Source organism: Geodermatophilus sp. SYSU D00814 (assembly GCF_054050055.1).
The window spans coordinates 17,050-34,923 of record NZ_JBJGYP010000023.1 but is presented as its reverse complement, the minus strand read 5'-3'; the positions used below and the strand labels follow the sequence as shown (position 1 = coordinate 34,923).

The window sequence follows — 17,874 nt, the reverse complement described above, 5'->3', positions numbered from 1 at the left end:
GGACTGTCGTACCCGCGGGGACACTGGACACGTGCCCGCCCTCGACCGGTTCTCCGCGCCCACCCAGGCCTGGTTCACCGGTGCCTTCGCCGAGCCCACGGCCGCCCAGGAGGGCGCCTGGGAGGCGATCAGCAGCGGCGGGCACGCCCTCGTCGTCGCCCCCACCGGGTCGGGCAAGACGCTGGCGGCGTTCCTGTGGTCGCTGGACCGGCTGACCAGCACGCCGCCGGCCGACGAGAGCCGCCGCTGCCGCGTCCTCTACGTCTCCCCGCTCAAGGCCCTGGCCGTCGACGTCGAGCGCAACCTGCGCGCGCCGCTGGCCGGCATCGGCCAGGCGGCGCTGCGGCTGGGGCTGCCCCGGCCGGAGATCTCGGTCGGCATCCGCTCCGGGGACACCCCGGCCGACGAGCGCCGGGCGTTCACCCGCCGGCCCACCGACATCCTCATCACCACCCCCGAGTCGCTGTTCCTGCTGCTGACCAGCTCAGCGCGCGAGGCGCTGCGCGGGGTGGAGACGGTGATCGTCGACGAGGTGCACGCCGTCGCCGACAGCAAGCGCGGCGCGCACCTCGCGGTCTCCCTCGACCGCCTCGACGAGCTGCTCGAGCGGCCCGCCCAGCGGATCGGGCTGTCGGCGACGGTGCGCCCGATCGAGGAGGTCGCCACCTTCCTGGCCGGTGGCCGGCCGGTGCAGGTGGTGCAGCCGCCGGCGGGCAAGGAGTGGGACCTGTCGGTCGTCGTCCCGGTCGAGGACATGAGCCAGCTGGGACAGCCCACCGGCGAGCTGGAGGGGTCGGCGGCCGGGGACCAGCCGCGGGCGTCGATCTGGCCGGCGGTCGAGGAGCGGGTGCTCGACCTGGTGGAGGCCCACCGCAGCACCATCGTGTTTGCCAACTCCCGCCGGCTGGCCGAGCGGCTCACCAGCCGGCTCAACGAGATGGCCTACGAGCGGGCCACCGGGGAGGCGGTGCCGCCGGGCACCACCGCCGCCGCGCTCATGGCGCAGGCGGGGTCCGGCGGCGGGGTGCCCGAGGGGGTGCGGCCGGTCGCGGCGGCCCACCACGGCTCGGTGTCGCGCGAGCAGCGGGCCGTCGTCGAGGAGGCGCTGAAGTCCGGGCAGCTGCCGGCGGTGGTGGCGACGTCGTCGCTCGAGCTCGGCATCGACATGGGCGCGGTCGACCTCGTCGTCCAGGTGGAGGCACCGCCCACGGTGGCGGCCGGCCTGCAGCGGGTCGGCCGTGCCGGGCACCAGGTCGGCGCGGTCAGCCGCGGCGTGCTGTTCCCCAAGTACCGCGGCGACCTCGTGCAGTGCGCCCTGGTGGCCGAGCGGATGAAGGCGGGCGCGATCGAGTCGATCCGCTACCTGCGCAACCCGCTCGACGTGCTCGCCCAGCAGGTCGTCGCCATCGTCTCCGAGGGCCCGCGCACCGTGGAGGAGGTCGGCGCGCTGCTGCGCCGCTCGGCGCCCTTCTCCGGCCTGCCCGACTCCGCGCTGCACGCCGTCCTCGACATGCTCGCCGGGCGCTACCCCTCCGACGCGTTCGCCGAGCTGCGGCCGCGGCTGACCTGGGACCGGGTCACCGACACCCTCACCGCGCGCGGCGGCGCGCAGCGGCTGGCGGTCACCAGCGGCGGCACCATCCCCGACCGCGGGCTGTTCGGCGTCTTCCTCGTCGGCGGCGAGGGGTCCGGCGGGCGCCGCGTCGGCGAGCTCGACGAGGAGATGGTCTACGAGTCGCGGGTCGGCGACGTCTTCCTGCTCGGCTCCTCGTCGTGGCGGATCGAGGAGATCACCCACGACCGGGTGCTGGTCTCCCCCGCCCCCGGCCAGCCCGGGAAGATGCCGTTCTGGCACGGCGACGCCCCCGGCCGGCCGCTGGAGCTGGGCCGGGCCCTGGGCGCCTTCCTCCGCGAGGTCGGCTCGGCCACGCCCGAGCGGGGCCGCGAGCGGGCGCAGGCCGCCGGGCTCGACGACTGGGGCGCGGCCAACCTGCTGGCCTACCTCGCCGAGCAGAAGGCGGCCACCGGCCACCTGCCCGACGACCGCACGCTGCTGGTCGAGCGGTTCCGCGACGAGCTCGGCGACTGGCGGCTGGTCGTGCACTCGCCCTTCGGCGCGCAGGTCAACGCCCCGTGGGCGCTGGTGCTCGCCGCGCGGCTGCGGGAGCGCTACGGCGTCGACGTCGCCTCCATGCACTCCGACGACGGCATCGTGCTGCGGCTGCCCGACACCACCGGCGAGCCGCCGGAGGCCGACCTCGCCGTCCTCGACCCCGACGACGTCGAGCGCGAGGTGACCGCGGAGGTCGGCAGCTCGGCGCTGTTCGCCAGCCGGTTCCGCGAGTGCGCCGCCCGGGCGCTGCTGCTCCCCCGCCGCGACCCGCGCCGCCGCACCCCGCTGTGGCAGCAGCGCCAGCGCGCGGCGCAGCTGCTCAGCGTCGCCAGCGAGTTCTCCTCGTTCCCCATCACGCTCGAGGCCGCCCGCGAGGTGCTGCAGGACGTCTACGACGTGCCCGGCCTGGTCGAGCTGATGCGCGACGTCCGCTCCCGCCGCGTGCGGGTGGTCGACGTGCAGACCCAGTCCGCCTCGCCGTTCGCCCAGTCGCTGCTGTTCGGCTACGTCGGGCAGTTCCTCTACGAGGGCGACGCCCCGCTGGCCGAGCGGCGCGCGCAGGCGCTGGCGCTCGACACCGGCCTGCTCGCCGAGCTGCTCGGCCGCTCGGAGCTGCGCGAGCTGCTCGACGCCGAGGCGCTGACCGAGGTCGAGCGGGAGCTGCAGCGGCTGCCGGCCGAGCGCCACCCCCGCGACGTCGACGGCGCCGCCGACCTGCTGCGCCTGCTCGGCGACCTCACCCCGGCCGAGGCGGCGCTGCGCGGTGTGCCCGCGGCGTGGCTGGAGGAGCTGGTCGCCTCCCGCCGGGCGATCGTCGTGCGGATCGCCGGCGAGGAACGCCACGTCGCCATCGAGGACGCCGGGCGGCTGCGCGACGCGCTGGGCACCGCGCTGCCCGTCGGGGTCCCGGAGGCGTTCACCGAGCCGGTCGCCGACCCGCTGGGCGACCTGGTCGGCCGCTACGCCCGCACCCACGGCCCGTTCCAGCCGGCCGAGGTGGCCGCCCGGCTCGGCCTCGGCGTCGCCGTCGTCACCGCCACGCTGCAGCGGCTGGTGGGCACCGGCCGGCTGGTCACCGGCGAGTTCCGCCCCGGCGGCAGCGGCCAGGAGTGGTGCGACGCCGAGGTGCTGCGCTCGGTGCGCCGCCGCAGCCTGGCGAAGCTGCGCCAGGAGGTCGAGCCGGTGCCGATCGGCACCCTGGCCCGCTTCACCCCCTCCTGGCAGTCGGTGGGCAGCCGGATGCGCGGCGTCGACGGCGTCCTGGCCGTGGTCGAGCAGCTGGCCGGGGCGCTGGTGCCCGCGAGCGCGCTGGAGACGCTGGTGCTCCCGAGCAGGGTCCGCGACTACTCCCCCGCGATGCTCGACGAGCTCACCAGCGCCGGTGAGTTGCTCTGGGCCGGGGCCGGGGGGCTGCCCGGCGGCGACGGCTGGGTGAGCCTGGTGCCCGCCGACGTCGCGCCGCTGCTGCTGCCCGACCCGGTCGAGCTGCCGGAGGAGGGTGGCGTCGGCTTCGCCGTCCTGGAGCAGCTGTCGGCCGGGCAGGCGGTGTTCTTCCGCGGGCTGTCCGACCTCGTGGGCGCCACCGACGACACCGCGCTCGCCGACGTCGTCTGGGACCTGGTGTGGGCCGGGCTGCTGACCAACGACACCCTGGCGCCGCTGCGCACCCGGCTGGCCGGCGGCGGCACGCACAAGCGCACCCCGGCGCCGCCGCGGGCCCGGGTCGACCGCACGCGGTACGGCCGCACCCGGCTGGGCCGCCCGGCGATGCCCACCCGCACCGGGCCGCCCACGGTCGCCGGCCGCTGGTCGCGGCTGCCCGAGCGCGAGCCCAACCCGACGCGGCGCACCACCGCCCGCGCCGAGGCGCTGCTCGAGCGGCACGGCGTGCTCACCCGCGGCGCGGTGGTGGCCGAGCAGGTGCCGGGCGGCTTCTCCGCCGTGTACCCGGTGCTGCGGGCGTTCGAGGAGAACAACCGGGCCCGGCGCGGCTACTTCGTCGAGACCCTCGGCGCCGCGCAGTTCGGCACCGTCGGCGCCGTCGACCGCCTGCGCGCCTTCGCCACCCCCGACCGGGCCCCCGAGGGCGCGGTGGTGCTCGCCGCCACCGACCCGGCCAACGTCTACGGCGCCGCGCTGCCCTGGCCCGATCGCGGCGGCCCCTCCGACGGGGAGTCCGCCGAGCAGGTCGCCGTCGACGTCGGCGAGGGCACCGGCACCGGCACCGGGAAGCGGGCCACCGGGCACCGCGCCGGGCGCAAGGCCGGGGCGCTGGTGGTGCTCGTCGACGGGGATCTGGTGCTCTACGTCGAGCGCGGCGGGAAGTCGCTGCTGTCGTTCACCGAGGACGAGCAGACGCTGAAGGAGGCGGCCACCGCGCTGTCCGGCGCGGTCGCGGCCGGGGCGCTGGGGCGCATGGTGGTGCAGAAGGCCGACGGCGCCTCGGTGCACCAGGACACCCCGCTGTCGGGCGCGCTGCAGGCCGCCGGCTTCGCCGCCACCCCCCGGGGCCTGCGCCTGCGGGGCTGACCGGCGCCTCGCGGGGTCCGCGTACCGTGGACGGTCGCAGTCGTGAGGGATGAGGGAACAGGTATGGCAGCCGGCACGGTCCGCTGGTTCGACGCGGACAAGGGCTTCGGGTTCATCGAGCCGCAGGAGGGCGGGGACGACGTCTTCGTCCACTTCTCGGCCATCGAGGACACGGGGGGCTTCCGCACCCTCGAGGAGGGCCAGCCGGTGGAGTTCGACGCCACCGCGGGCCCGCGCGGGCCGCAGGCCGACCGGGTGCGACCCACCGGCGGCGCCCCGCGGGCCCGCCGCGACGACCGGGGCGGGGACCGCGGCGGCTTCCGTGACGACCGGGGCCGTGACGACCGGGGCCGGGACGACCGGGGCCGCTCCGGCGGTGGCCGCGCGCCCCGCGGCCTCGTCGTCCAGGGCACGGTCGCGCGCTTCGACGCCGACCGCGGCTTCGGCTTCATCGTGCCGGAGGACGTGTTCGTGCACGTCTCCGCGGTGACCCGCGGCGGCGACCTCGAGGAGGGCGACCGGGTCGAGTTCGAGCTGGTCGAGGGCAACCGCGGGCTGCAGGCGGAGTCGGTGCGGCTGCTGCCGTCGACCCCGCGGCGCGGTGGCTACGACCGGCCCGCCCGCCGGGACGACCGGCGCGACGACCGGGGCGGCCGCGACCAGCGCCCGGCCCGCGCCCCGCGGGGCGGGGACGCCGGCGGGGACGCCGAGGGCACCGTGCAGTGGTTCAACCCCGACAAGGGCTTCGGCTTCATCACCCCCGACGACGGCGGCGACGACGTCTTCGTGCACTTCTCCGAGATCGAGGAGAGCGGCGGCTACCGCGAGCTCGAGGAGGGGCAGCGGGTCGCCTTCACCCGCACCTCCGGCGCCCGCGGCACCAGCGCCAGCGGCGTCCGCCCGATCGACTAGTCGAAGGACCACCCTCCTCCCCGCACCTCGCACGCTCGGCGCGGGCTCCTGGAGGGTGGCCGTTCCGGTCCGTCACCCAGCGCGCTGCTCGCGGGCGGCGCGCAGCAGGACCGCCGCCCAGCTGCGGTAGGGCCGCCACCGCTCGGCGATGGCGGCCAGCGCGGCCGCCGAGGGGTCCTCGAGCCCGTAGCGGGCGGCCATCTCCTCGTGCAGCCGCGGCTCGGCGGACGGGAAGACGTCAGGGGAGCCGGCGCCGCGCACCACCACCAGCTCGGCGGAGAACGGGCCGATGCCGGGCAGCTCCCGGACCTGCGCCAGCGCCTGCTCCGCAGGCAGGGCGCGCAGCCGCCCGCCGTCGAGCCGCCCGTCGAGCGCCGCCTCGGCCAACCCCCGCAGCCGCTCCTGCTTGACCGCCGGCACCGGCAGCTCGCCGGCCACGGCCGCCAGCCGCGCCGGCGTGGGGAACGCCGCCACCGCGACGCCGTCCACCTCGTGGCGGGTGCCCCAGCGCTCGGCGACGCGCGCCTTGGTGCCCGCGGCCGCCGCGGTGCTGGTGCGCTGCGAGAGCACCGCCCAGCAGGCGGCCTCGTACGGCGACCAGAACGACACCGGGCGGAAGCCGGGCCGCGCGGCCGCCAGCGGCGTGAGCACGGGGTCGGCGGCGGCCACGCCGGCCCACCCGCCGCCGTCGACGTCGAGGCCCAGCACCCGCGCGACCTGCTCGGCCAGCCGGGGCGGGTCGGCGTCGGCGTCGGCGTCGGCGTCGGCGCGCACGTGCACCACACCGTCGGCGTCCTGGGACACGGCGATCCCCACCGCGGTGTCGGAGCCCTCGACCCAGCAGGCCAGGCGCAGCACGCCGTCGGGCGCGCCGACGTGACGGGCCGGCGTGAAGCCCTCGAGGAAGCGGGTGCTCTGGGCCAGGTCGAACGGGCCGCGCACCGGGATCTGCTGCTGCACGCCCCCGGTCTACGCCCGGGGTGTGACGGTCAGCGGCCGCCGCGCAGCCAGGGGCCGAACCAGCGGGTCAGCCGCGGCATGAGCACCTGGCCGAGCAGCACGACGACGACCGTCGCCGACAGCAGCAGCCGCAGCGGAAGCGGCCACGAGGCGACGTGCGGGGCCACCAGCAGCGAGAAGCCCAGCGTGATCGCGAAGACGGCGGCGATGGTGAGCACCGTGAGCCGCCAGCGCGGGCCCGGCCGCGGCGGGGTCAGCGCGGTGAAGAAGCTGTCCAGCCCGGCGACGCGGGCGTAGTCGGCGCCGTCGGAGAGGTGCTCGACCCGGGTCAGGGCGGCCTGCCGGACCGACGAGCGCTCCCAGCGGGCCAGCGACTCGCCGTCGGCGAAGCGGTAGACGAGGTGGTAGCGCGTCGAGCCGGGACCCGGCCGCAGCACGCTGGCGCCGAGGTTGCCCGGGAAGGCCGCGGCCAGCCCCAGGACGTCGTCGGCCCAGCGCTCGAACGCCTCCCGCTGGTCGGGGCGCACGTCGCGGGCGACGGTCACCGTCACCGGCTCGCCGGCGGAGCTCAGGTGCGCGGGCGTGGTGCTGGCCGGGTCGGGACGTCGCTGCACGGGTGCTGCAGCGCCCGCACCGTGTGCGACGTTCCCGCCGCGCACGTGACCTCCCTCGCGCTGAGCAGTCGAAGGACCTCCTGCCCCCGCACCGCTCGCACGCTCGCGGCGGGCCCCTGCAGGGGGCCGACCGCCTGGTCACCGGGGACACTGGAGGGCGTGCCCGAGGGAGACACCGTCTGGCTGGCGGCCAAGCGGATGAACACCGCGCTGGCCGGCCAGACGCTGCGCCGCGGCGAGCTGCGGGTGCCGCAGCTGGCCGCGACCGACCTGACGGGCCGCACCGTCAGCGAGGTGGTGCCCCGCGGCAAGCACATGCTGACCCGGTTCAGCGACGGCTGGACGCTGCGCACCCACTACCGGATGGACGGCAGCTGGCACATCTACGCCAAGGGCGCCCGCTGGCGCGGCGGGCCGGCCTTCTCGATCCGGGCGATCCTCGCGACCGACCGGTGGGACTGCGTCGGTTACCGGCTGCACGACGTCACGATGGTCCGCACCGCGCACGAGGACTCCGTGGTCGGCCACCTCGGCCCCGACGTCCTCGGTCCGGACTGGGACCTCGACGAGGCGGTGCGCCGGCTGCGGTCGCACCCCGACGAGCAGATCGGCGTCGCTGTCCTCGACCAGCGCAACCTGTGCGGGCCGGGCAACCTCTACAAGGTCGAGGGCCTGTTCGTCTGCGGCGTGCACCCCTGGATGCGGGTGGCCGACGTCGAGGACCTGCCCAGGCTGGTCGAGCGCACCCGCGGGCTGATGCTGGCCAACCGCGACCGCCCGGAGCAGAGCACCACCGGGGACCTGCGCCGCGGCCGCGACCACTGGGTCTACGGCCGCAAGGACCGGCCCTGCTACCGGTGCGGCACCCCGATCCTGCGCGGCGACCAGGGCCCGGACCTGCAGGAGCGGATCACCTACTGGTGCCCGACCTGCCAGGCCACCGACGCCCCGGTCGACCCGGCGGCCCGCACCGGCGAGCCCGACCACCCGCCGCCCTTCGCCACCGCCCACTAGCACCGGGACCCGGCCACCTCGCGGTGACCGGGCCCACCGGTGACGAGCTGGAACGGCCCTCCTGCAGGGTCCCGCCGCGAGCCTGCGAGCGGTGGGGGGCAGGAGGGTCCTTACTCAGGCGTTCTCGGGGCGCTGCGCCGGCTGCTCGGTCTTCTCGAACGACGGCGCCGGCGATCCCGGGCCGATCGCCCCGGCCGCACCCGTGCCGCCCTCGACCGCCTGCGGTCCGGTGCCGCCCCCGCCCATGCCGGCCCGGATCTGCTCCAGCCGGGAGGCGCCGGCGACGTCGAGGGTGGCCTTCTGCACCTCGAGCATGCGGCCCTCGACGGAGGTCTGCGCCAGCTCGGCCTGGCCGAGCGCGTTGGCGTAGCGGGCCTCGATCTTGTCCCGCACCTCGGCCAGGCTCGGCGTGTTCCCCGGCGCGGAGAGCTCGTTGACCTGCCGCATGGAGGCGGCCACGTGCTCCTGCATCCGTGCCTGCTCGAGCTGGCTCATCAGCTTGGTGCGCTCGGCCAGCGTCGTCTGCAGCCGCATCCGGCTCTGCTCGACCGCGCCGCGCGCCTGCTCGGCGGCCTGCAGCGCCTCGTCGTGGCTGCGCTTGAGGTCCTCCATCGCCTGCTCGGCGGCGACCAGCTGGGTGGCGAAGGCCTGCGCCGCGTTCTCGTACTCGGCGGCCTTGGCCCCGTCCCCCTTGCCGCGGGACTGGTCGGCCAGGACCAGCGCCTGGCGGGCCGAGGCCTGCAGCTTCTCGACCTCGCCGAGCTGGCGGTTGAGCCGCATCTCCAGCTGCCGCTGGTTGCCCAGGACGGCGGCGGCCTGGTTGGCCAGCGCCTGGTGCCGCTGCTGCTCGGCCTCGATCGCCTGGGCGATCTGGATCTTCGGGTCGGCGCGCTGGTCGATCTGCGCGTTGGCCGACGCCGTCAGGTACCGCCACAGCTTGACGAGCGGGTTGGGCATGTCGAGCTCCTCCTGGTCCGGCGCGCTCGGGCGCCGCCTCGTGGCTGCTGTGGACCGCCGCGGCCCGCGGCGGTCCTCCCCGTCATCGTCCCAGGAGAAGCCGCACCCGGCCCAGCAGGGACCTCCCCCGTCCTCCGCTCCGGGGATCCCCGGGTGCCCGCGCCGGCCGGGCCCTATGGTCGGGCGATGGACCGCGACGCCCCCGTCCGCCCCGAGGCCGCGCTCACCGTGCTGGGCGAGCTCGTCGTCGACCTGCTGCCGGTCCCCGGCGCCGACGCCGGCCCCGAGGGCACCGCGCCGCACTACGTGGCCCGCCCCGGCGGCAACGCGCTCAACGTCGCCGTCGCCGCGGGCCGGCTGGGCACCCGGGTGGCGCTGCTCGCCCGCCTGGGCACCGGCCCGATGGCGCCCGCGCTGCGCCGGCACGCCGAGCTCTCCGGCGTCGACGTCGCCGGGATGGTGGCGGCATCGGAGCCGGTCAGCCTCGCCGTCGTCGGGCTGGGGCCCGACGGCTCGCCGGACTACGGCTTCCACGTGGTCGGCGCGGCCGACTGGCAGTGGTCCGACGAGGAGCTGGCCGCGGTCCTGCCGGAGGGGACGGCGGTCCTGCACGTCGGCTCGATCTCCTCGTGGACGCCGCCGGGCTGCGAGGCGATCGCCCGGCTGGCCGAGCGCCTGGCCGGGAGCGCCCTGGTCAGCGTCGACCCGAACGTGCGCCCGATGCTGGCCGGCGGCCCGGTCGGCGCGGCGCTGGGCAACGACCGCGACGCGGTCCGGGCGCGGCTGGACCGGCTGGTCGCCGTCGCCGACGTGGTCAAGGTCAGCGCCGAGGACCTCGCCTGGCTCGAGCCGGACACCGCCGACCTCGACGCCGCCGCGCAGCGGTGGGCGGCCCGCGGACCGGCGCTGGTGCTGCTCACCGACGGCGGGGCGCCGCTGCGGATCGCCCGCCCCGGGCGCCCGCTGCTGCACCGCTCCCCGCCGCCGGTCACCGTGGTCGACACCGTGGGCGCCGGCGACTCGCTGGCCGCCGGCCTGTTCGCCGGGCTGCTCGGGGCCGGCGTGACCGGCCGCGGCGCGCTCGAGGGCCTCTCCGACGACGACCTGCTGGCCGTGGTCGACGACGCCGCGCTCGTCGCCGCCCTCAACTGCACCCGGGTGGGCGCCGACCCGCCGACGGCCGCGGAGCTCGCCGCCGCGAAGGGCTAGCGCGCCGCCGGGACCGGTCAGGGCGCCAGCCAGGCGGCGGTGTCCGGCGGCAGGTCCCCGGCGGCTCCCCCGCTGGCGAGCAGCACCCTCCCCAGACCCGCCAGCGGGACCGGCCGGGCGGACAGGTTGACCACGCAGCGCAGCGCCGGCCCGCGGTCGAAGGCCAGCACGTCCTCGCCGAGGTCCAGCCAGGTCAGCGGCTCCTCCCCGAGCAGCTCCCGCCGCAGCCGCAGGGCGTCCCGGTACAGCGACAGCGTCGACGACGGGTCCGCGCGCTGCGCCTGCGCGGTCAGCGACCGCCAGGACGCCGGCTGCGGCAGCCAGGGACGCACCCCGTCGGGCGCGAACCCGAACGGCGGGCGGTTCCCCGACCACGGCAGCGGCACCCGGCAGCCGTCCCGCCCGCGCGCGGTGTGCCCCGACCGCTCCCACGTCGGGTCCTGCAGCGCGTCCTCGGGCAGGTCCTCCACCTCGGGCAGGCCCAGCTCCTCGCCCTGGTACAGGTAGGCCCCGCCCGGCAGGGCCAGGGTCAGCAGCGCCGCGGCGCGCGCCCGCCGCAGGCCGAGGGCGAGGTCGGCCGGCGCGGCGGCGTCGAAGCCCATGACCGCGGCGCCGCTGTCGGCCCGGCCGAAGCGGGTGACGTGCCGGGTCTCGTCGTGGCTGGACAGCACCCAGGTGGCCGGTGCACCGACCGGGGCCAGCGCGGCCAGGGTGCCCTCGACGACCGCGCGCAGCGCCCGCGCCTCCCAGGGCGCCTTCAGGTAGTCGAAGTTGAAGGTCGTGTGCAGCTCGTCCGGCCGCACGTAGCGGGCCAGCCGCTCGGGGCCGTTGACCACGGCCTCGGAGACGAACAGCCGCTCACCGTCGTAGGTGTCCCCGATGCGGCGCCACCGCCGGAAGACCTCGTGCACCGCGTCGACGTCCCAGTGCGGGTTGTCCACCCACTCGCTGCTGGCGAACGTCGCGCCCGGCGGGTGCCCGGCGTCGGGCAGGTCGGGCACCTTGGCCATGGCCGGGGCGGCGTCGACGCGGATGCCGTCCACCCCGCGGTCGAGCCAGAAGCGCACGATCCCGTCGAACTCCTCCTGCACGTCCGGGCTGTCCCAGTCCAGGTCGGGCTGCTCGGGCGCGAACAGGTGCAGGTACCACTGGCCCGGCCGGCCGTCGGACGCGCGCACCCGCGTCCACGCCGGGCCGCCGAACGCGCTGATCCAGTCGTTGGGCGGCTCCTCCCCGCCGGCCCGGCCGTCGCGGAAGAAGTAGCGCGCCCGCTCCCGGGAGCCCGGCGCGGCCGCCAGCGCGGCCCGGAACCACGGGTGCTCTGCCGAGGTGTGGTTGGCGACCAGGTCGACGACGAGCCGCAGCCCCAGGGCGTGCGCGTCGGCGAGCAGCGCGTCGACGTCGCCGAGCGTGCCGAACCGCGGATCCACGTCGCGGTAGTCGGCGACGTCGTAGCCGCCGTCGGCCATCGGCGACGGGTACCAGGGGGTCACCCACAGCGCGTCGACGCCGAGGTCGGCCAGGTACGGCAGCCGGCTGCGCAGCCCGGGCACGTCGCCCAGCCCGTCGCCGGTGCCGTCGGCGAAGCTGCGCAGGTAGACCTCGTAGACCACCGCCGTCCGCCACCAGGGACGGCGGTGGTCCATGGAGGGCGTGGTTACGCGGCGCCGGATCGGTGCGCCCCGGACGACCCGGTGGACCCGGGCGACTCGGAGATGACACTGGAGCCGACGGTCTGCCCGGTGGCCTGGGCGTGCTGCACCTGCTCGACCCGGTCCTCGGTGGCCATCTGCGTCAGCCGGGCGCCGGCCTCCGCGTCACGGGTGAGGTTCTCACCCGTCTGCGGGTCGAAGACGTGCACCTTGCGGCTGTCGAGCCAGAAGTCGGCCTCCCGGCCCTCGCGGATCCGGCTGGTCGAGTCGATGGACACGATCGCCTGGGTGCGCAGTTCCTCGGAGTCCAGCTCGCGGGACAGGTCACGCAGCTGCGCGGTGATCGCCTCGGGCGCCTCGTAGGGGATGTAGGCGTACTGCGAGTCGCCCAGCCACTCGGTGACGTCGACCCGGGCACGGAAGACCGAGCCGTAGGGCCGCTTGGCCTCGTCGACGATGGTGGCGTCCTCGAAGTACTCCGGCCGGATCCCGACCAGCAGCAGGTCCCGCCCCTGGACCGCGGCCACCTGCCGCTCGTCGAGGGCGATCGGGCCGAACGGCGTCTGCAGCTGGTTGCCGTCCAACGTCGCCGGCAGGAAGTTCATCGGCGGCGAGCCGATGAACCCGGCGACGAAGAGGTTCACCGGCTGCTCGTACAGCTCCCGCGGCGAGGCGACCTGCTGGATCTTGCCCTTGCGCAGCACGCAGACCCGGTCGCCGAGGGTCATCGCCTCGGTCTGGTCGTGGGTGACGTACACCGTGGTGATGCCCAGCCGGCGCTGCAGCCGGCTGATCTCGGTGCGCATCTGGCCACGCAGCTTGGCGTCGAGGTTCGACAGAGGCTCGTCGAAGAGGAACGCCTCGGCCTGGCGCACGATCGCGCGGCCCATGGCAACGCGCTGCCGCTGGCCACCGGAGAGGTTGGCCGGCTTGCGCTCGAGGTGCTCCTTGAGCTCGAGGACGTCGGATGCCTCGGTGACGCGGCGGCGCACCTCGTCGTCGGGGGTCTTGGACAGCCGCAGCGGGAAGGCGATGTTCTCGAACACCGTCATGTGCGGGTACAGGGCGTAGTTCTGGAACACCATCGACAGGTTGCGGTCGCGGGGCGCCAGGTCGTTGACGCGCTTGCCGCCGATGATCATGTCGCCGCTGGTGATGTCCTCGAGTCCGACGATCATCCGCAGCAGGGTGGACTTCCCGCAGCCGGACGGACCGACCAGGATCATGAACTCCCCGTCGGCGATGTCCAGGCTGACGTCGTTCACGGCCGGGTAGCCGTCCCCGTACTGCTTGACGATGTGCTTCATCTCGATGGAGGCCATCAGATCTCGTCCCCTCGGTGGGTCGGCGGGATGGTGGGCACGGCCGGGTCAGCCCTTGACCGCGCCGTTGGTGAGACCGGCGACGATGCGCCGCTGGAACAGCAGGACCAGGACGACGACGGGGATGGTGACGATCACCGCTGCCGCGGCGATGGCCCCGGTCGGGTCCTGGAACTGGGAGGCCCCGGAGAAGAGACCGAGCGCGGCGGGGACGGGGCGCGCGCGGCTGGTCGACGTCAGCGAGATGCCGTACGCGAAGTCGTTCCAGGCGATGAAGAACGCGATGATCGCCGTGGTGAAGACGCCGGGCGCTGCCAGCGGGACGATCACCTTGCGGAAGGCCTGCCACGTCGTCGCGCCGTCGACCTGCGCGGCCTGCTCCATCTCCCAGGGGATCTCCCGGAAGAACGCCGACATCGTCCAGATGGAGATGGGCAGCGTCAGCGACAGGTAGGGGATGATCAGCCCGGGCCAGGTGTCGTAGAGCCCGATCTGCCGCCACAGGTTGAACAGCGGCGTGACGATCGAGATGACCGGGAAGATCGCCACCCCCAGCGCAGTGCCCAGGATCAGCTTCTTGCCCGGGAAGTCCAGCCGGGCGATCGCGTAGGCGGCGAACATCGAGAGGAGGCACGAGATGAACGTCGCGATCAGGCAGATCCCGAAGCTGTTGCGCAGCGCCGGCAGGAACAGGTCACTCGCCGAGCCGGTGAGGATCGTCGAGTAGTTCTCCCAGGTCCAGGCCGACGGCAGGAACGACTTGTTCGCCAGGTCCGCCGTCGTCTTGAACGACAGCGAGACGACCCATGCGATCGGGAACAGGCAGTAGAGGATGATCAGGGCCCCGCCGACCCACCACCAGGTCTTCTCCTTGGTCGACATCACCGCTCCCCTCGTGCCTGGGCCAGGTCGACCTTGAAGCCCTTGATGAAAATGAACGCGATGAGCACGACCGCCAGGAACAGCAGCACCGAGACCGCCGAACCCAGCCCGATCTCCACCCGGGAGATCGTCTGCCGGTAGGCGAGGAACGAGACCGACTCGGTGTTGTTCGCACCCGCGGTCATGATGAAGATGCTGTCGAAGATCCGGAACGCGTCGAGGGTCCGGAACAGCAGTGCCACCATGATGGCGGCCTTCATGTTGGGGATGGTGACCCGCCACATCCGCTGCCACCAGGTGGCACCGTCGACCTTGGCCGCCTCCTGCAGCACGTCGGGTACCTGGGCCAGGCCCGCCAGCAGCAGCAGGGAGATGAACGGGGTCGTCTTCCAGATCTCGGCCAGGCAGATCACGAAGAGCGAGGAGGCCTGACCACCGAACCAGTCGGTGGTCTCGCTGACGCCCGGCAGCCAGGCGAACCAGCTGTTGACGAAGCCGGTGTTGATGCGGAAGGCGAACGCCCAGGCGTAGGCCGACACGACCGTGATCACCGCGTAGGGGATCAGGATGGCGGCCCGGACCACCGGGCGGATCGACGAGAGCGCCTTGGCCATCACCAGGGCCAGGGCGAACCCGAGCACCAGCTCGACGGCCACCGTGACCACCGTGATGATCAGGGTGACGAGGATGGCCTGCCACCACACGCCGTCGGTGAGGATCACCCAGTAGTTGCCGAGGCCCTCGAAGGACCGGTTCTCCGGGTCGGTGAGCCGGTAGTTGAACAGCGAGTAGTAGACCGCCTGAACGATCGGGTAGGCGGTCACCAGCAGCATGACCACGAAGGCCGGGCCGGCGAGCAGCCAGCCGAGCTTGCGCTCGGCCCGGGACCGGTCGCTGATCGACCCGCGCGGGGAGGAGACCGGCTGGGTCTTCTCCGTGGGTGGGAGCGTCGTCTGGGTCATAGCAGCTGCTCTCCTGACAGGACGGCCCGGGTGAGCGTCTCCGTGCGCTCACCGGTCTGGTCGTTGACCGAGCCCGGCGGGTGGAACTCCCGCAGGAAGCACCCGAGGACCTCGCTGTAGTAGGCCGTCAGCGGGCGGGACGCTGCCAGCTCCAGGGACTCGCGGATGGTGTCGGCCATGGGGTAGGCCTCCTGCACCTCCGGGTCGTCGTAGACGGCGACCGACGACGCCGGGTTGCCGTTGGTCACCATGTACTCGGCCTGGTTGTCGTCCTGCACGATGCAGGTCACCGCCTCGTAGGCGAGGTCGACGTTCCGGCTGAACGCCGACACCGCGATGTCGATCCCGCCGAGGGGAGGTGCACTCGGGGTGCCCTCGTCGACGGCGGGGTACAGCGCCCAGCCGTAGTCCTCGGGCACGGACGCGTCCAGGGTGCCGGCCTCGACCTTGCTCTGCGCCTGGGCGTAGACGAACGGCCAGTTCACCATGAAGCCGGCGTCGTCGCTCTCGAACTCGCTCGCGCTGGTGTCCTCGCTGGCCGTGGTGAAGCCGGCGCCGACCGCGGAGGAGTTGGCGACGGCGGCCATCACCTCGGCGGCGCGGTCCGCCTCGGGGGTGGCGAGCCCGAACTCGATGTCATCGGGGCTCTCCCCGCTCTCCACGATGTACTGCCCACCGGCGGACTCGAGGAGTGCGTTGAACCACACCATCAAGGACTCCGACCGCCTGCCCTGGGCGCTGAGCAGCTTCTCCTGCCCCTCGGCGGCCTCGATCAGCTGGTCCCAGGTGACCGGCTGGGTCATGTCGAGCCCCGCCGCGTCCGCGACCGACTTCCGGTACCAGAGGAGCTGGGTGTTGGACCAGAAGGGGACCGCGACGAGCTCGTCGTTCCACGTGGCGGACTCCAGTGCACCCTCGAACACGCCCTCGCTGACCTCCTGCGCGACGTCCTCCGGCACGGGGGCGAGGAACCCCGCCTGGGCGAACTCCGGCGGGAACACCACGTCCAGGCTCATGAGGTCGATCGACTCGTCGTTGGCCGCGAGCCGGCGGATCAACTGCTCCCGCTGGGCGGGCGAGTCGCGGGGGAGCTGGGCCACCTCGATGCGGTAGGCCCCGTTCGACTCCTCCGTACAGCGCTCGGCGATGGTCGCCTGACCGCCCGAGTCGGGGTTGATGTACCAGGTGAGGGTGGGGGTGCTCCCGGCATCACCGCCGCCGCAGGCGGCCAGCGTCGATGCGGCGACGGCGGCGACGGCCGCGCTCCCCAGCACCCGCCGTGGCCGTCTGCGCCGACTCCGGGGGGTGCGCCCGCCACCGGGCTCCACGTTTCCGACTGTTGCGATGGACAAGACGCACCGCCTCCGTCTCGGCGAACACCGACGATCACCGCGTCGTCGATACCGTGGCCCAGGCCACAGACGACCGCAACCCGGCCGTGCCGTGGTCGTGACCAGCGGCGCGGCACTCCGCTCAGGGGCGGGTGACGATCACCGAGGGTGTCGTGAGCTCGGGCGGCATCGACGGCAGCACGGTGCGCACGTAGGACCGCGCGGCCTCGGTCGTGCCGACGTCGCGGCCGGCCTGCTCCGAGAGGAACCAGCGGTGCTCGAGCACCTCGTGGAAGACCTCGGCCGGCTCCAGGCGCCCGGCCAGCTCCGGCGGGATCGCGTCGACGACCGGCTGGTAGACCTCGGCGAGCCAGCGTGACCCGGCCACCGCCTCCGACACCGGCCCGCCCGCCTTCTGCTCGAGGTAGGCGCGGAAGGAGCGCAGGTCGTTGAGCAGCCGCCGGGCCTGGTTCTCCTGGACCTCGAGGCCGGTGAGCCGGAACAGCTCCCGGCGGTGCTGGCCGGGGGCGGACACGCGGGTCTCGACCCGCAGGCGGGCCCCCTCGTCGGAGGTGACCAGCTCGACCTCGCCGACGTCGAAGCCGAGGTCGTTGAGCCGCTGGAGGCGCTCGGCCACCCGGTAGCGCTGCTCGTCGGAGCGGAAGACCTCCTCGTGGGTGACCTCGTCCCACAGCGACGCGTAGCGCACCGGGAGGCTGTCGGCCACGTCGATCGGGTCGACGCCGTCGGGCAGCAGCTCCCCGTACTGCAGGTCCAGCAGCTCGGCGCCGACCCGCTCGCGGGCCAGGTCGAGGTCGTAGTGGCGCTGGCCGCGGGTGAGCGACGGGTGGCGCTCGGCGGTCTCGGCGTCGACCAGGTAGGCCGCCAGCGCCCCGGCGTCGAGCCGGAAGAGGGTGTTGGACAGCGAGCAGTCGCCCCAGAAGATCCCGGCGAGGTGCAGCCGCACGAGCAGCACCGCGAGGGTGTCCATCAGCTGGTCCACCGACTGCCGGGCGCTGGGCCGGGAGAAGAGGTACCGATAGGACATCGAGTACTCGAGGTAGCGGGTGACGAGGATGGCGTCCTGCCCGTTCGGGCGGTCGACGCAGATGCCGAGGACCGAGACCGACGGCAGGCCCTCCTCCTCGAAGTCACCGAGCAGGTCGTACTCGTGCCGGGCCAGGTGCTCGCCGATCTCCTTGAGCGCGAAGACCCTGCCCTGGGCGGCGACGAAGCGGACGACGTGCCGGGAGATGCCGCGCTGCGGCACCTCGAGCAGCAGGTCGGGGTCCCACTCCTCGAGCGGTTGGTGCCACGGCAGCGTCAGCAGCTCCGCGCCGTCGGTCCCCGGTGGACGGAAGAGGTATCGCACCGCGACCTCCCGTGGTGGCCCCCAGCGGCCGACCGCCCGGGCCCG

General features: G+C 74.6%; 13 protein-coding genes. 4 read left to right on the top strand and 9 right to left on the bottom strand.

From position 1 onward, the window contains the following. The first annotated feature begins 31 nt into the window (after positions 1-31). Both ACI780_RS17760 and ACI780_RS17755 read left to right on the top strand, forming a co-directional pair. Positions 32-4,642 (top strand): ATP-dependent helicase, encoded by a 4,611-nt coding sequence (locus ACI780_RS17760; RefSeq protein ID WP_457004605.1) that lies wholly within the window; start codon positions 32-34, stop codon positions 4,640-4,642. Between the two features lie 63 nt (positions 4,643-4,705). Further along, positions 4,706-5,554, top strand: coding sequence for a cold-shock protein (locus tag ACI780_RS17755; protein WP_457004603.1), 849 nt, complete (start codon positions 4,706-4,708; stop codon positions 5,552-5,554). Positions 5,555-5,626: 72 nt separating this feature from the next. Here ACI780_RS17755 and ACI780_RS17750 read toward each other — a convergent pair whose 3' ends face one another. Both ACI780_RS17750 and ACI780_RS17745 read right to left on the bottom strand, forming a co-directional pair. Beyond that, positions 5,627-6,514: a DNA-3-methyladenine glycosylase family protein gene (locus tag ACI780_RS17750; protein WP_457004601.1), complete on the bottom strand. Its 888-nt coding sequence runs from the start codon at positions 6,512-6,514 to the stop codon at positions 5,627-5,629. Positions 6,515-6,543: 29 nt separating this feature from the next. Further along, the gene (locus ACI780_RS17745; RefSeq protein ID WP_457004599.1) at positions 6,544-7,128 is read right to left on the bottom strand and encodes an antibiotic biosynthesis monooxygenase; all 585 of its coding nucleotides are present in this window, start codon (positions 7,126-7,128) and stop codon (positions 6,544-6,546) included. Between the two features lie 159 nt (positions 7,129-7,287). Between ACI780_RS17745 and ACI780_RS17740 the strand changes: the two genes are divergently transcribed. Continuing rightward, complete coding sequence (locus tag ACI780_RS17740) at positions 7,288-8,142, top strand: DNA-formamidopyrimidine glycosylase family protein (RefSeq protein WP_457004597.1); 855 nt, start codon at positions 7,288-7,290, stop codon at positions 8,140-8,142. Between the two features lie 114 nt (positions 8,143-8,256). Here ACI780_RS17740 and ACI780_RS17735 read toward each other — a convergent pair whose 3' ends face one another. After that, a complete protein-coding gene (locus ACI780_RS17735; RefSeq protein WP_456871275.1) occupies positions 8,257-9,099 on the bottom strand; it encodes a PspA/IM30 family protein in 843 nt (280 codons plus the stop codon). Positions 9,100-9,285: 186 nt separating this feature from the next. Between ACI780_RS17735 and ACI780_RS17730 the strand changes: the two genes are divergently transcribed. Further along, positions 9,286-10,308 (top strand): PfkB family carbohydrate kinase, encoded by a 1,023-nt coding sequence (locus ACI780_RS17730; protein WP_457004594.1) that lies wholly within the window; start codon positions 9,286-9,288, stop codon positions 10,306-10,308. Positions 10,309-10,325: 17 nt separating this feature from the next. Here the strand turns inward: ACI780_RS17730 and ACI780_RS17725 are convergent, their stop codons facing one another. The 6 genes from ACI780_RS17725 to ACI780_RS17700 all read right to left on the bottom strand — a co-directional run bounded on the left by ACI780_RS17725 (position 10,326) and on the right by ACI780_RS17700 (position 17,829). Next, on the bottom strand, positions 10,326-11,954 hold the full coding sequence (locus tag ACI780_RS17725; RefSeq protein WP_457004592.1) for a glycoside hydrolase family 13 protein: 1,629 nt from the start codon (positions 11,952-11,954) through the stop codon (positions 10,326-10,328). A gap of 11 nt (positions 11,955-11,965) precedes the next feature. Then, positions 11,966-13,282: an ABC transporter ATP-binding protein gene (locus ACI780_RS17720; RefSeq protein ID WP_456871272.1), complete on the bottom strand. Its 1,317-nt coding sequence runs from the start codon at positions 13,280-13,282 to the stop codon at positions 11,966-11,968. Positions 13,283-13,330: 48 nt separating this feature from the next. After that, complete coding sequence (locus tag ACI780_RS17715) at positions 13,331-14,164, bottom strand: carbohydrate ABC transporter permease (RefSeq protein ID WP_456871271.1); 834 nt, start codon at positions 14,162-14,164, stop codon at positions 13,331-13,333. Then, complete coding sequence (locus ACI780_RS17710) at positions 14,164-15,126, bottom strand: carbohydrate ABC transporter permease (RefSeq protein ID WP_456871270.1); 963 nt, start codon at positions 15,124-15,126, stop codon at positions 14,164-14,166. Before ACI780_RS17710 ends, ACI780_RS17715 begins: the two co-directional genes overlap by 1 nt. After that, positions 15,123-16,400 carry an extracellular solute-binding protein gene (locus tag ACI780_RS17705; RefSeq protein WP_457004589.1) on the bottom strand — a complete coding sequence of 426 codons (1,278 nt, stop codon included), beginning with the start codon at positions 16,398-16,400 and terminating at the stop codon, positions 15,123-15,125. The genes ACI780_RS17710 and ACI780_RS17705 overlap by 4 nt, the downstream gene beginning before the upstream one ends. 199 nt (positions 16,401-16,599) lie before the next feature. Further along, positions 16,600-17,829 (bottom strand): DUF4032 domain-containing protein, encoded by a 1,230-nt coding sequence (locus tag ACI780_RS17700; RefSeq protein ID WP_456871268.1) that lies wholly within the window; start codon positions 17,827-17,829, stop codon positions 16,600-16,602. Between the last annotated feature and the right edge of the window lie 45 nt (positions 17,830-17,874).

Excerpts from the sequence above, each read along its gene's own strand:
- ACI780_RS17755 (WP_457004603.1), top strand. The coding sequence starts at position 4,706 with ATGGCAGCCGGCACGGTCCGCTGGTTCGACGCGGACAAGGGCTTCGGG.
- ACI780_RS17735 (WP_456871275.1), bottom strand. The coding sequence starts at position 9,099 with ATGCCCAACCCGCTCGTCAAGCTGTGGCGGTACCTGACGGCGTCGGCC.
- ACI780_RS17730 (WP_457004594.1), top strand. The coding sequence starts at position 9,286 with ATGGACCGCGACGCCCCCGTCCGCCCCGAGGCCGCGCTCACCGTGCTG.
- ACI780_RS17725 (WP_457004592.1), bottom strand. The coding sequence starts at position 11,954 with ATGGACCACCGCCGTCCCTGGTGGCGGACGGCGGTGGTCTACGAGGTC.
- ACI780_RS17720 (WP_456871272.1), bottom strand. The coding sequence starts at position 13,282 with ATGGCCTCCATCGAGATGAAGCACATCGTCAAGCAGTACGGGGACGGC.
- ACI780_RS17715 (WP_456871271.1), bottom strand. The coding sequence starts at position 14,164 with ATGTCGACCAAGGAGAAGACCTGGTGGTGGGTCGGCGGGGCCCTGATC.
- ACI780_RS17710 (WP_456871270.1), bottom strand. The coding sequence starts at position 15,126 with ATGACCCAGACGACGCTCCCACCCACGGAGAAGACCCAGCCGGTCTCC.